This is a genomic window from Paraburkholderia sp. BR13444 (assembly GCF_040948755.1).
Taxonomy (GTDB): domain Bacteria; phylum Pseudomonadota; class Gammaproteobacteria; order Burkholderiales; family Burkholderiaceae; genus Paraburkholderia; species Paraburkholderia youngii.
The window spans coordinates 503800-517768 of record NZ_JBFPKM010000005.1 but is presented as its reverse complement, the minus strand read 5'-3'; the positions used below and the strand labels follow the sequence as shown (position 1 = coordinate 517768).

At 64.8% G+C, this 13969-nt stretch carries 13 protein-coding genes; 11 read left to right on the top strand and 2 right to left on the bottom strand.

The features are described from left to right. Positions 1–3 precede the first annotated feature (3 nt). Positions 4–411, bottom strand: coding sequence for a homoprotocatechuate degradation operon regulator HpaR (hpaR, locus tag AB3X95_RS18205; protein ID WP_368622100.1), 408 nt, complete (start codon positions 409–411; stop codon positions 4–6). 201 nt (positions 412–612) lie between these two features. On the opposite strand from hpaR, the gene AB3X95_RS18200 reads away from it, so the two are divergent. The 7 genes from AB3X95_RS18200 to hpaI are packed head-to-tail and all read left to right on the top strand — an operon-like array spanning position 613 to position 6575. Beyond that, positions 613–1386: a fumarylacetoacetate hydrolase family protein gene (locus AB3X95_RS18200; protein ID WP_368622099.1), complete on the top strand. Its 774-nt coding sequence runs from the start codon at positions 613–615 to the stop codon at positions 1384–1386. Next, positions 1383–2141 carry a fumarylacetoacetate hydrolase family protein gene (locus AB3X95_RS18195; RefSeq protein WP_368622098.1) on the top strand — a complete coding sequence of 253 codons (759 nt, stop codon included), beginning with the start codon at positions 1383–1385 and terminating at the stop codon, positions 2139–2141. The genes AB3X95_RS18200 and AB3X95_RS18195 overlap by 4 nt, the downstream gene beginning before the upstream one ends. 40 nt (positions 2142–2181) lie before the next feature. Beyond that, the gene (gene hpaE, locus AB3X95_RS18190; protein WP_368622097.1) at positions 2182–3639 is read left to right on the top strand and encodes a 5-carboxymethyl-2-hydroxymuconate semialdehyde dehydrogenase; all 1458 of its coding nucleotides are present in this window, start codon (positions 2182–2184) and stop codon (positions 3637–3639) included. A 30-nt stretch (positions 3640–3669) separates the two neighbouring features. Next, on the top strand, positions 3670–4533 hold the full coding sequence (gene hpaD, locus AB3X95_RS18185; protein WP_176124834.1) for a 3,4-dihydroxyphenylacetate 2,3-dioxygenase: 864 nt from the start codon (positions 3670–3672) through the stop codon (positions 4531–4533). A gap of 19 nt (positions 4534–4552) precedes the next feature. Then, a complete protein-coding gene (locus AB3X95_RS18180; protein WP_368622096.1) occupies positions 4553–4951 on the top strand; it encodes a 5-carboxymethyl-2-hydroxymuconate Delta-isomerase in 399 nt (132 codons plus the stop codon). Positions 4952–4957: 6 nt separating this feature from the next. Beyond that, on the top strand, positions 4958–5761 hold the full coding sequence (gene hpaH / locus AB3X95_RS18175) for a 2-oxo-hept-4-ene-1,7-dioate hydratase (protein WP_368622095.1): 804 nt from the start codon (positions 4958–4960) through the stop codon (positions 5759–5761). 10 nt (positions 5762–5771) lie between these two features. Next, complete coding sequence (hpaI, locus tag AB3X95_RS18170) at positions 5772–6575, top strand: 4-hydroxy-2-oxoheptanedioate aldolase (protein ID WP_368622094.1); 804 nt, start codon at positions 5772–5774, stop codon at positions 6573–6575. Between the two features lie 56 nt (positions 6576–6631). Here the strand turns inward: hpaI and AB3X95_RS18165 are convergent, their stop codons facing one another. Beyond that, positions 6632–8947: an EAL domain-containing protein gene (locus AB3X95_RS18165; protein WP_368622093.1), complete on the bottom strand. Its 2316-nt coding sequence runs from the start codon at positions 8945–8947 to the stop codon at positions 6632–6634. A 498-nt stretch (positions 8948–9445) separates the two neighbouring features. Here AB3X95_RS18165 and bcsD point away from each other — a divergent pair, with 498 nt between their 5' ends. The 4 genes from bcsD (at position 9446) to bcsA (ending at position 13967) form a co-directional block, all read left to right on the top strand. Then, positions 9446–9901, top strand: a complete 456-nt coding sequence (bcsD, locus tag AB3X95_RS18160) for a cellulose biosynthesis protein BcsD (RefSeq protein WP_176124829.1) — start codon at positions 9446–9448, stop codon at positions 9899–9901. A 174-nt stretch (positions 9902–10075) separates the two neighbouring features. After that, positions 10076–10978, top strand: coding sequence for a cellulose biosynthesis protein BcsP (bcsP, locus tag AB3X95_RS18155; RefSeq protein ID WP_368622092.1), 903 nt, complete (start codon positions 10076–10078; stop codon positions 10976–10978). Continuing rightward, positions 10975–11763 (top strand): cellulose biosynthesis protein BcsQ, encoded by a 789-nt coding sequence (gene bcsQ / locus AB3X95_RS18150; RefSeq protein ID WP_368622091.1) that lies wholly within the window; start codon positions 10975–10977, stop codon positions 11761–11763. The genes bcsP and bcsQ overlap by 4 nt, the downstream gene beginning before the upstream one ends. Further along, the gene (gene bcsA, locus AB3X95_RS18145) at positions 11760–13967 is read left to right on the top strand and encodes a UDP-forming cellulose synthase catalytic subunit (RefSeq protein ID WP_368622090.1); all 2208 of its coding nucleotides are present in this window, start codon (positions 11760–11762) and stop codon (positions 13965–13967) included. The genes bcsQ and bcsA overlap by 4 nt, the downstream gene beginning before the upstream one ends. Positions 13968–13969 lie beyond the last annotated feature (2 nt).

The window sequence follows — 13969 nt, the reverse complement described above, 5'->3', positions numbered from 1 at the left end:
GCGTCACTCATCCTCTTCCGACAACCCCGCCAGCAAATCGTCGACCGCGCGATACACGCGCTCGACGATCTCCGGTCCCACCTTGCGCTCGAGTTCGCGATAGTGCGCCTCGAGATCCTTCGAAATCACCCGCACCAGTTCGATGCTCGTATCGGTCAGCGACACGAGTACGCGCCGCTGATCGTCCGCGAAACGTTCCTTCGTCACGAGCTCCATGCTCTCCATACGCGCGAGCACGCCGGCCATGCTCGGGCTCGAAATCGTGCAGATGTCGGAGATCTGGCGCGGCTCCATCGGGCCGTGCTCGTTGAGCGCACGAATCACTCGCCATTGCTGCTCGGTGAGTCCGTGCGCGGTGATCAACGGACGAAAACGCTCCATCATTTTTTCGCGAGCGCGTAATAACAGCATCGGCAGATTGCGGTGCAAAACTCGGGTGGACGCAGCGGACATGTTGGCAAGGAATCGGAAAGAAAAGCTGTCGAAGCTTACGGGAAAACCCGCGATCAACTGACAGCCTATTGACCGTCAATCATATCAAGCAGGATACTACTAACATCTTAGTGTTTTCGCCGAACTCTCGCCGAAATTTCGTCACGAGGCTGCGCACTTATGTTTGCCCTTGCCGATCATCTATTGCATCCCGAAGGCGACGCGCTGCCTCGCGACGTGGACGCGCACACCGCGGCCGCGTTGCTCGCGCGGGGCGTCGCGTGTCGCGCGCCGGTCAGCGGCGCGGTGTATGGAGTCCTGCTTAACGATCGCGCCGCCTTGAACGCGCTGGGCGACGCAATGCATGCGGCACCGTACAAGGCGCCGCCGAAAGCGCCGATTCTGTATCTGAAGCCGCGCAATACGCTCGCCGGGCATCGGGCGCGCGTGGTCGTGCCGGATGACGCGCTCGGCGTCGAGGTCGGCGCGTCGCTCGGCATCGTGATCGGTCGCACCGCGACGCGTGTCGGCGTCGAGTGCGCGGCGGACTATATCGCTGGCTATACGCTGGTCGGCGATCTGAGCGTGCCGCATACCAACGTGTATCGCCCGAACGTACGGCTGCGCACACGTGACGGCTTCTGCGTGATCGGACCTGCGCTCGTCGCCGCGCGCCATGTCGCCGCGCCGGATCGGCTCGACATCGCCGTCTCGCTGAACGGTGCAGAACCGTTTGTGGCGAGCACCGCATCGTCGGTGCGCAACGTCGCGCAATTACTCGCCGACGTCACCGACTTCATGACGCTGAACGCGGGCGACGTGCTCGCGCTCGGCGTGCGGCACGGCTCGCCGGTCGCGCAAGTCGGCGATACCGCCACGCTGTCGATCGGTACGCTGCCGCCCTTGACCGTCTCGTTCGTGGGCGTCCCTCAACACCACGGAGAACAATCATGATGCGCGGCCGCGTTGCCTATGCGGGAGCGATTCACGAAGCGTATCCGCACGCGCAGGGTGTCCGTCTCGCCGACGGCCGCGTGTGTCGCGAGGACGAAGTGGTCTGGCTCGCGCCGATCGAAGTCGGCACCATCTTCGCGCTCGGCCTGAACTACGCGGAGCACGCGAAGGAACTGCAGTTCAGCAAGCAGGAAGAGCCGCTGGTATTTCTGAAGGGACCGGGCACGGTACTCGGCCATCGCGGCGTTACGCGCCGCCCCGCCGACGTCACGTTCATGCACTACGAGTGCGAGCTCGCGGTCGTGATCGGGCGAACCGCGCAGAACGTCGCGCGTAAAGACGCGATGCAGCACGTGGCCGGCTACATGATCGCGAACGACTACGCGATTCGCGACTACCTCGAAAACTACTATCGCCCGAATCTGCGCGTGAAGAATCGCGACGGCGGCACGGTGCTCGGCCCCTGGTTCGTCGACGCCGCCGACATCGCCGACGTCACGCAGCTCGAGCTGCGCACGTTCGTCAACGGCACGCGTCAGCAGTGCGGCAATACGCGCGATCTCGTCACCGACATCCCCGCGCTGATCGAATACCTGAGCGGCTTCATGACGCTTGCTCCAGGCGACGTGATCCTGACCGGCACGCCCGAAGGCATCGTCAAAGTCAACGCGGGCGACGAAGTCGTCTGCGAGATCGACGGCCTCGGCCGCCTGATCAACACGATCGCATCGGACGCGGACTTCGGCCGCGCCTGATGGACAGCAAAAACCCAGCGAACAGCAAAAGGACAAGGCAATGCCGATCGACCATCTGATCAACGGCGAGATGTGCACCTCGAGTGACTACTTCGAAACCGTCAATCCAGCCACGCAGGAAGTGCTCGCCGAAGTCGCGCGCGGCGGGGCGAAAGAAGTCGATGCGGCCGTGCAAGCGGCCAGAGGCGCGTTCCCCGCCTGGGCCGCGAAACCCGCCGCGGAACGCGCGAAGCTGATCCGCAAGCTCGGCGAGCTGATCACGAAGCACGTACCGGAAATCTCGGAGACCGAAACGAAAGACACCGGTCAGACGATCTCGCAGACGCGCAAGCAACTGGTGCCGCGCGCGGCCGACAACTTCAGCTATTTCGCCGAGATGTGCACGCGCGTCGACGGCCACACGTACCCGACCGACTCGCATCTGAACTACACGCTGTTTCATCCGGTCGGGGTGTGCGCGCTGATCTCGCCGTGGAACGTGCCGTTCATGACGGCAACCTGGAAGGTCGCGCCCTGCCTCGCGTTCGGCAATACCGCCGTGCTGAAGATGAGCGAGCTGTCGCCGCTGACCGCGTCGATGCTCGGCAAGCTCGCGCTCGAAGCGGGCATTCCGGCGGGCGTGCTGAACGTCGTGCACGGCTACGGCAAGGAAGCGGGCGAACCGCTCGTCGCGCATCGCGACGTGCACGCGGTGTCGTTCACCGGGTCGACCGCGACCGGCAATCGCATCGTGCAAGCCGCGGGCCTGAAGAAGTTCTCGATGGAGCTTGGCGGCAAGTCGCCGTTCGTGATCTTCGACGATGCCGACTTCGAACGCGCGCTCGATGCCGCGGTGTTCATGATCTTCTCGAACAACGGCGAGCGCTGCACCGCGGGCTCGCGCATTCTCGTGCAGCGCTCCATTTACGCGCGCTTCGCCGAGCGCTTCATCGAGCGCGCGAAGCGTCTGACGGTCGGCGATCCGCTCGCGGACGGCACGATCGTCGGCCCGATGATCAGCCAGGGGCATCTCGCGAAGGTACGCAGCTATATCGAACTCGGCCCGAAGGAGGGCGCGACGCTCGCGTGCGGCGGCCTCGATACGCCCGAGTTGCCCGACGCCTTGCGTCACGGCAACTTCGTCACGCCGACCGTGTTCGTCGACGTCGACAACCGCATGCGCATCGCGCAGGAAGAGATCTTCGGACCGGTCGCGTGCCTGATTCCGTTCGACGACGAAGCCGAGGCGATCCGTCTCGCCAACGATATTTCGTATGGTCTGTCGAGCTATATCTGGACCGAGAACACGGGCCGCGCGTTGCGCGTGGCGGCCGCCGTCGAAGCCGGCATGTGCTTCGTGAACAGCCAGAACGTGCGCGATCTGCGTCAGCCGTTTGGCGGCACGAAAGCGTCGGGCGTGGGCCGCGAAGGCGGCACGTGGAGCTATGAAGTATTCCTCGAACCGAAGAACGTCTGCGTGTCGCTCGGCTCGCATCATATTCCGCGCTGGGGCGTCTAACCGCGACATCGAAAAGACTGGGAGACCGCGATGGGCAAGCTCGCGCTGGCAGCAAAAGTCACACACGTGCCGTCGTTGTATTTATCCGAGCTGGACGGTCCGCACAAGGGTTGCCGTCAGGCCGCGATCGACGGACACCACGAAATCGGCCGACGCTGTCGCGAACTCGGCGTCGATACGATCGTCGTGTTCGACGTGCACTGGCTCGTGAATAGCGAATACCACATCAATTGCGCGCCGAAATTCGAAGGCGTGTACACGAGCAACGAGCTGCCGCACTTCATCAGGAACATGCCGTACGCGTACCCGGGCAATGTCGGGCTCGGTGAGCTGATCGCGGAAGTCGCCAACGAAATGGGCGTGAAAAGCCGCGCGCACAGCGAGACCACGCTCGAACTCGAATACGGCACGCTGGTGCCGATGCGCTATATGAACGGCGATCAGCACTTCAAGACGGTGTCGGTTGCGGGCTGGTGCATGTGGCACGACCTCGCAACCAGCGCGCGCTTCGGCCTCGCGGTGCGCAAGGCCATCGAAGAATGCTACGACGGTACCGTGGCCATTCTCGCGAGCGGCTCGCTGTCGCATCACTTCGCGAACAACGGCACCGCCGATCAGTTCTTGCACAAAGTCTGGAGCCCGTTCCTCGAACAGATGGATCGCAGCGTGGTGCGCATATGGGAAGCCGGCGACTGGAAGACTTTCTGCGACATGCTGCCGCTCTACAACGAGAAATGCTGGGGCGAAGGCGGCATGCACGATACCGCGATGCTGCTCGGTGCGCTCGGCTGGGATCGTTACGACGGCAAGGTCGAAGTCATCACGCCTTATTTCGGCAGTTCGGGCACCGGTCAGATCAACGCGATCTTCCCGGTCACGCCGCTACCCGTCTGACACTCGCGAGGAAATCGCCATGCCTCACTTGACACTCGAATACAGCGCCAACCTCGCGGATGCTCAACGGCTCGGCGAACTCTGCAAAGACCTCGCGCAGTGCCTCGACGCGCAGCGCGACAACGGCGAGCGCGTCTATCCTCTCGGCGGCATTCGCGTGCGCGCGCTGCGCTGCGAACAGTACTGCATCGCCGATGGGCGTCCCGACGCCGCGTTCCTGCACGCAAACCTGAAGATCGGCGCGGGTCGCTCGGAGGCCGTCAAGAAGGCGACCGGCGACGCGCTGTTCGCGCTGATCAAGCAGTGCTTCGCCGCTGAGTTCGAAAGGCAGGGGCTCGCGTTGTCGCTCGAAATCAACGAGTTCAGCGAAGCTGGCACCTGGAAGCACAACAATCTGCATGCGCGGCTCAAGGGCTGACACATCATGCTAGACGAACAAACCATTCGCGACCTCGCCGCGCAACTCGATCACGCGGAAAAGACCCGCACGCAGCTACGCCACTTTTCCGCGCAGTATCCGCAGATGACCGTACAGGACGGCTACGCGATTCAACGCGAGTGGGTCAAGCTGAAACTCGCCGAAGGCCATGTCATCAAGGGCAGGAAGATCGGCCTGACGTCGCGCGCGATGCAGCGCTCGTCGCAGATCGACGAACCCGATTACGCGCCGCTGCTCGACAGCATGTTCATCGACAGCGGCGAGGACATTCGCGCGGATCGTTTCATCGCGCCGCGCGTCGAAGTGGAACTCGCGTTCGTGCTGAACAAACCGTTGAAGGGGCCAGGCGTCACGCTGTTCGATGTGCTCGACGCGACCGCCTATGTAACGCCGGCCATCGAAATCATCGACGCCCGCATCGAGCAGTTCGATCGCGAAACGCGCGCACCGCGCAAGGTCTACGACACGATCTCCGACTTCGCCGCCAACGCGGGCGTCGTGCTCGGCGGCAGGCCCGTGCGTCCGCTCGACGTCGACCTGCGCTGGGTCGGCGCGCTGCTGTACAAGAACGGCGCGGTCGAGGAAAGCGGGCTCGCGGCGGCGGTGCTCAACCATCCGGCCACCGGCGTCGCGTGGCTCGCCAACAAGATTGCTCCGTACGACGAATCATTGAACGCGGGCGACGTCATCCTGAGCGGCTCATTCACGAGCCCGATTCCGGCCCGCGCGGGCGACACGTTCCACGTCGACTATGGCCCGCTGGGCGGCATCGGTTTGAATTTCATCTGAGAGCAACGACATGTCCTTGCCGACCAACCCCTTCAAACGCGCACTCGCTGACGGCAGGCCGCAGTTCGGCTTGTGGGCCGCGCTCGCCGACGCCTATGTGACCGAACTGCTCGCCACCGCCGGTTTCGACTGGCTGCTGATCGACAACGAGCACGCGCCGAACGACGTACGCAGCACGCTGTCGCAGTTGCAGGCGGTCGCCGCGTATCCGTCGCATCCGGTCGTGCGGCCGGTGAAGAGCGACGCCGCGCTGATCAAGCAGTTGCTCGACATCGGCGCGCAAACGCTGCTGCTGCCGATGATCGACACGGCCGCGCAGGCGCTCGATGCGGTCGCGGCCACGCGCTATCCGCCACTGGGCATTCGCGGCGTCGGCAGCGCGCTCGCGCGCGCGTCGCGCTGGAATCGTGTGCCCGACTATCTGAACACCGCCGCCGACGAACTGTGCGTGATCGTGCAGGCGGAAACCGTGCAGAGCCTCGACAGGCTCGCGGAGATCGTGCGTGTGGATGGCGTCGATGGCGTGTTTTTCGGGCCGTCGGATCTGAGCGCGTCGATGGGCTTGCTCGGCAAACCGGGCGATGCGCGCGTGCGCGACGCGATTCGCCGCGGCATCGATACCGTGCGTGGCGCTGGCAAGGCCGCGGGCGTGCTCGCACCCGATCCCGCGCTGGCGGCCGAATATCTGGCAGCGGGCGCGAGCTTCGTCGCGGTCGGCACGGACACCGGCTTGCTGAGTCGGGCAGCCGCGGACCTCGCCGCGTCGTACAAAAACACGGCGGCGATCGCACCGCAGGTCAAAGGCGGGTATTAGCGCAAAAGCGGACGCAAAAGCCGCGGGCCGCCCCCATCCGCGGACGCGGCCTTCCCCTACTCCCCCGCCGGCCAGGGCAAACCTCGCGCCGACCAATCCAGCTCGACCCCCATCACACAGCGCCCGTTCGCCAATTGCACGGCCAGTGTCACTGCGATGCACGGCCGCCCGCTCGCGAGCGACAGATACGGATTACTGGTGATCGCCTCGCCGGGCAGCAGCACCGCATTGCGGAAGTACGGCCGATGATCCCAGCGCGCATCGCGCGGATTCGCGACCGGCTGCAGCGACGCGGCGTCCTTGCACCATGCCGACCCGCGCACCTCATGACCGATCTGGCGGCCGGTATCGTCGAGAAGGAAGCAGCTGATGCAACGCTTGAAGGTCGCGATCAGCGCGAACGCGTCGTCCATCGTGACGCCGGCGCGCAAGCCGTCGGCCGCGCGCCGCAGTTCGACCCGGTACGGCTCCAGCTCGGATTCGAACAACGCATACTGATGCGCGCGGCCCTGCGCGATCACGTCGAATGCATCGTCGATCTGGCGATGCACCGACTCGGGCGGCGCGATCTCGACAGCGGGCCGCCCGAGCAGATAGCCCTGCGCGAAATCGACATTCGACTCGACCGCGAGAATCAGCTCGTCGGTCGTCTCGACACCTTCGACGACCACCAGCATCCCCGCCTGATGCAGCAGCGACACGAGCTTCGGCAGGATCGGCTGCTGCGTGCCGTGCGTGGTCGCGCGAATCAGCTCGCCGTCGAGCTTCACGATGTCCGGCCGAATCCGCAGCAGCCGGTCGAGGTTCGACTGGCCCGCGCCGAAGTCGTCGACGGCGATCAGGAAGCCGTGCTGGCGATAGCGCGCCGCCGCGCGCGACATCTCGTCGACGCTGCCGCCATGCGATTCGAGGATCTCCAGAATCACGCGCTCGGGTTCGAGCCCCGCGGCGCGCACGATCTTCGTCAACTGGTCGGCATAGCCGTCGGCGACGAAGGTGGACGGCAGGATGTTCAGGAACAGCCACGCATCGCCGGGCAGCGCGCCGCGCGCGTTGCCGAGATGCACCGCGTGGCTCACGCGGTCGAGCGCGCCTTCGTCGCTCGACGGCTTCGGCGCGAACATCACGACCGGCGGCACCAGCGTGCCGTCGTCGTGCTCGCCGCGCAGCAGCGCCTCGAAACCGACCTGCTTCTGATGCGACAGGCTGTAGAGCGGCTGGAAGTGCGAGATCAGATAGAAGTCTTCCCAGCGGTAACGCGGCGCAAGCACGTCGTCGAGCGGCGGCTGCAGCGCGTCGAACGGTAGCGCGCGCTCCGCGCAGACCCGGTTGCGGCCCGTCTGCTTCGCCCGCAGCAACGCTTCGTCCGCGCGATCGAGCAGCACCATGAAGCTTTCGCCGCGCCGGTGCTCGGCCACGCCGAAGCTCGCGGTGAGATTGCCGTCCGGCCGTTCGATCGCGGCGATGTCGAGGCGCAGCCGCTCGGCGAATTGCAGCGCGCCGGTGAGGTCGTCGTCGATCAGCAGCGCGAACTCTTCGCCGCCGATGCGGCTCACGCTGTGGTAAAGCGCGACCGCGTCCTTCAGCACCTGCGCGACCTGAAACAGCGCATGGTCGCCGACCGCATGGCCGAAGCGGTCGTTGAGCGACTTGAAGCTGTCGATGTCGAGGAAGATCGCGCTGATCTGCGCGCCCGGTGCCAGCGTCTCGAGTCGTCCCTCCGCGTGCTTGACGAACGAGCGGCGGTTTTGCAGGCCGGTCAGCGAATCGGTTGCGGCGAGCTGGGCGAGCTGGCTTTCGAGCAGAAAGTGATTGCGCCGGAAATGGTAGAAAGCGAAATGGAACACCGCCGTCGTCGGCGCGCCGATCGCGATGACCCACGTCCACACGGCCACGTCGACCTCGGGCGCATGAGTTTTGCCGCGCAGCAGCGCGATGGCCACCGCGTAGAACAGCGCGCTGCCGGTGGCGAAATGCACGGGCGTGAGCCATATCGGCGCCGCGCAGATCGGTATCACGACGAACGCCGGCAAGAGCCACGGCAACGGCTGTGCCAGGCCTTGCGCATTCAGCACGAGCCCGCCGATCAGCACCAGCTCGTACGCGACACAGATTGCGCCGAACAGCGCCGTCGATTTCGTGGACGGGATCGCCAGTACCAGCAGCGCAAGCACGAACGCGCACAGTAGCCGGTACCCGAGCGGCGCGGCCGGTGCGCCGACCAGTTCGCGCGCCGCCACCATCGACAGGAACGCAAGCACCGTGAAGCCCAGCTTCACGAGGGCAAGCGGCCGCTGATGCTCGAGCGAGCGCCGGTGAAAGCGCTCACGCATACTCGGCTGGGACAGGTGCTGCGTTGGGATGGCAGACATAAAGGCTGATCAGGCTGGGTTTCCGGTCACTCCGCCAATGGTTATCGGCAAACGTTCGATAAACATTTATGGCTAACGTTCGCCGCGTACCCATTACGAATCGTTTTGAATCGAAGATCGTTCTCGGCCATTGCCGGCAAGCGACGATTAACTTTCATTACGATTTCAGGCAATGCCGCAATTCGATTCGCGCGAATTACCACTCGCCGAATGCATGATTTCTATGTTGCGCAAGTCTTTTTGCATGAAGCGAAGGCAAACGTTTCAATTTAGTTTGAATCAGCAAAAATTACGTAATTCATGTGTCTCGAATGCGCATCAATGGAAATTGGCTAAAAGTCACTGTCTTAAGTAGACTTCTGACGAGTGTGCCGGACACGCTAGACATTCCGGCAGAAATGACGTAAATGGCGCGGCGTACGATTGCCGAACGACTCCGCTGCTCAATTGGGCAAACGTTTGCGAATGCGCAACGGGCAGCGACCACTTCCGAAAAACATGGTCCCAATCCTCGAATATCTGCTCGAACGCCAGATCTCACCGCAGTGGCGCGGCATGCTGAGCGCACTGGCGAGCGAGTTCGAAGCGCAAATCGGCCGCGACGAATTGCGTCAGCTGATGCATCGCGTCGGCAATCGTTTCGCGCTCGCGCATCCGCTGCCCGCCTGCTCATCGACGGCCGAGCTCGAGCAGGTGTTGAACGCTCACTGGGAACAGATGGATTGGGGTTATGTCGCACTCGCCGATGAGGCGGAGTCGCTGCGCATCATTCACTATTGCGCGCCGCTGCCGGCCTTCGGCGATTCGGCGCTCGCCTGGACGCCGGCGTTTCTCGAAGGCGCCTATCAGACGTGGTTGAGCGCGTTGGGCGCGCAGGGTTTGGCGGTCGTGCAGACGAGCGCATTCGGCGAGGACAGCTCGCTCGAATTCCGCCTCGGCCGTCATCCCGCCTGAGCATCAGCGGCTCTGCGGAACGACATACCAGGTTCAAGACAGTGCGGTAGTAGTGCAAAAAATGTGCGACGTCGATACAGCCGACGCGTGGAAGCAGGAAAGGCAGTTCAAATAAAACAGCGCTCCGAGACATCGGCTCGGGGCAATGCACGGTATGTACCAGACGACAGCATCATGAGTTCATCGAGCGACATCGAAAAACTGTTCGAGCAATTCGGCGGCGACGCCAACGCGTACCAGGAGATCGGTCGCGAAAACGACGCGCGCGCCGCGCGCACCCGTTGGCCGCTGCTCGTCACGCTCGAACTGACCCAGCCCGCCATTCCGGCGATCGGCCAGCTTCGCGACCCGAAACAGCAGCCGCCGGCGAGCGTGGCGCCACGGCCCGTAGCCGTCCATGAGGACACGACACCGAAAGACATGGCATCGGTGACGCGCGCGAAGGCGCCGCTGTTCACGCGCCCTCACCGGCGTGACATTCCACCGGTGCCGGTAAGTCCCGCGCAGCCGGCGGCGCCGAGTGGCGCGTCGCGCTTCAGTACCCCTGATGAACCCGACGAGGCTGCCGCGCGCGCGGCGGCGGGCGTCGCGTCATCGGGCATCGCTGCCGCGCCGGGCGTGCCGGCTGCTGCCCCACCCGCGCCTATCGCGCCTATCGCGCCTATCGCGCCTATCGCGCCTATCGCGCCTATCGCGCCTATCGCGCCGATCCCGCCGATCCCGGCACCGGCTCCGGCAGCGTCGCAAGCTTCGGTTCCACCGACCGCGCCCGCATGGGTCGCACCCAGCGTCAGCGCCGCACCGGCAGCGCCGATGCAACCGTTACCGGCCACGCAACCTACCTACGCTGTCCCGCCCGCGCAACCAGCCCAACCACCGTCGATCCTCGGCAAGATGTTTGCCGCGCAGAACCCATCCGCGCCGCCGCAAGCTGCCGTGCCCGCGCCCCAAACCACGTCGCTGAACTCGCTCTTCGACCGTCTGCGCGGCACGCCCGTGCAAGGCGCCCAGCCATCCGGCGGTCCCGCGCGCGGCGGCTTCCCGTCCTGGCTCACCAACGGTTCGCGTCGACCATGAAAGTCATTGCCGTGGTATCCGCCAAAGGCGGGGTCGGCAAGACCACCCTCGCCGCCAATCTTGCCTCCGTGCTCGCCAACAGCGGCCGGCGCGTGATCGCGCTCGATCTCGATCCGCAGAACGCCTTGCGTCTGCACTTCGGCGTGCCGCTCGACAGCATCGACGGCGTGTCGCGCGCAACGCTCTCCGGCAACCCGTGGCAAACGGTGATGTTCGACGGCATCGACGGCGTGACGGTGCTGCCCTATGGCGCGCTGCTGGACGATGACCGCCGCCGCCTCGAGGCGCATATCGACCAGCATCCGCAATGGCTCGCGCAGTCGCTGCAGAGCCTGCGGCTCGATGCGTCCGACATCGTCATCATCGACACGCCGCCCGGCTCGTCGGTCTACGCGCGAACCGCGCTGAGCGCGGCCACCTTCGCGCTGAACATCGTGCTCGCCGACGCCGCGTCGTACGCGGCGATCCCGCACATGGAGCGGCTGATCGAAACCTACGCGGCGCCGCGCGCGGACTTCGGCGGCGTCGGCTACGTGGTCAACCAGATCGACCAGTCGCGCCAGCTGACCAAGGACGTGCTGAAGGTGTTGCGCCAGATGCTCGCCGGCAAGGTGTTCCCCGGCGTGATCCATCTCGACGAAGGCGTCAGCGAAGCGCTCGCCTGCGACACGACGCTGATCCACTACGATCCACTGAGCCAGGCCGCCGCCGATTTGCGCGCGTGCGGCGCGTGGCTCATGGCGGCGCTCGACGCGATCGCCGCCCAGCCGAGGAACGTCGCATGAGCAGCCCAGCCTCCTCCCGCGAACCCGAGGGCGGCGAGCCTTCGCGGTTCGAACGCTTCATCGAAGCGAACTTCTGGAACAGCCGCATCGTCACCGGGCTCGTCACGCTGCTCGCGCTGTACATGCTGTACTTCGTGTTCACGGTGCCGCTCGAGTTCTATCAGCAGCTGACCTTCGCGACGCTGTGCTTCGTGCTCGCGCTGATTTTTCGGCGTCTGCCCGGCCGCTACGCGACGATGGTGATGATCATGCTGTCGATCGTCGCGTCGGGCCGCTACATGTACTGGCGTCTGACCGAAACGACCGGCTGGGAGCAGCCGCTCGACGCCGCCTGGGGTTTGCTGCTCGTCTCCGCCGAGGTTTACGCGACGCTCGTGCTGATGCTCGGCTACTTCCAGACCGCGTGGCCGCTCAAGCGCAAGCCGATGCCGCTGCCCGCCAATCGCGACGAATGGCCGACCGTCGACGTGTTCATCCCGACCTACAACGAGCCGCTCGCCGTCGTGAAGCCGACCGTCTACGCGGCGCTCGCGCTCGACTACCCGGCCGACAAGATGTCGATCCACGTGCTCGACGACGGCCGCCGCCCCGAGTTCAAGGCGTTCTGCGAGGAAGTCGGCGTGAACTGGACGATCCGCACGCACAACCGTCACGCGAAGGCCGGCAACATCAACGAGGCGATGAAGATCACGAGCGGCGAGTACCTCGCGATCTTCGACTGCGATCACATTCCGACCCGCTCGTTCCTGCAGATCGGCCTCGGCTGGTTCCTGCGCGACAAGCTGCTGTCGATGCTGCAAACGCCGCACCACTTCTTCTCCGCCGACCCGTTCGAGCGCAACCTCGGCACCTTCCGCAAGGTGCCGAACGAAGGCGAGTTGTTCTACGGCCTCGTGCAGGACGGCAACGATCTGTGGAACGCGACGTTCTTCTGCGGCTCGTGCGCGCTGTTGCGCCGGAGCATGGTCGAGGAGATCGGCGGCATCGCAGTGGAAACCGTGACCGAAGACGCGCACACCGCACTGAAGCTGCACCGCCTCGGCTACACCACCGCGTATCTGGCGATTCCGCAGGCCGCCGGCCTCGCGACCGAAAGCCTGTCGGGTCACATCGGCCAGCGTATCCGCTGGGCGCGCGGCATGACGCAGATCTTCCGGATCGACAATCCGCTCACCGGCAAGGGGCTGAAGATCGGCCAGCGGCTCTGTTATCTGAACGCGATGATGCACTTCTTCTACGGCGTGCCGCGTCTCGTGTTCCTGACCGCGCCGCTGTCGTACCTGTTCTTCGGCGCGCATGTGATCGAAGCGGCGGCCAGCACGATCGCGATCTACGCGCTGCCGCACATGATGCACGCGAGCATCACGAACTCGCGGATGCAGCGCATGTTCCGCCATTCGTTCTGGGCCGAGGTGTACGAGTCGGTGCTCGCGTCGTACATCACCGCGCCGACGCTGCTCGCGCTGATCAATCCGAAGCTCGGCAAGTTCAACGTGACGGCCAAGGGCGGCGTGATCGAGAAGAGCTACTTCGACTGGTCGATCTCGCGGCCGTATCTGTTCCTGCTGCTCCTGAACCTGCTCGGCTTCCTCGCGGGTCTCGTGCACATCTATCTGAACTGGCACGTGCGCAGCATCGTCGAGACCACGCTGCTCAATCTCGCGTGGACCAGCTACAACATGCTGATCCTCGGCGCGAGCGTGGCCGCCGCGAGCGAGCGTCGCCAGATCCGCGCGGTGCCCCGCGTCGCGATGAAGATGCCGGTGATGCTGAAGTTCTCGACCGGCCGCACGCTCGCATGCGAAACGATCGACTACTCGGAAGGCGGCGTTGGTGTCGCGCTGCCCAGCATGATCGAAGTGCCGATGCAGGAACCCGTGACCGTGTCGCTGTTCCGCGGCGACGAAGAGTACGCGTTTCCCGCCACCGTCAGTTTTACCGAGCCTGGCCGCGTGGGCCTGCGCTTTTCGTCGCTGTCGCCTGAACAGGAGTACGAGTTCGTGAAGACCACCTTCGCCCGCGCGGACGCGTGGACCGGCTGGGCCGAGGGACGCGAGACGGACACGCCGCTGCGCGGCCTGTCGCATGTGCTGAAGGTCGGCGTGCGTGGCATCGCGGGGCTGTTCGAGCATCTGTACGACGACTTGCGCAGTTCGATCAAAAGCCGTCCCGCGGATGTCAAGAAGCTAAAAACGAAAGACTGATC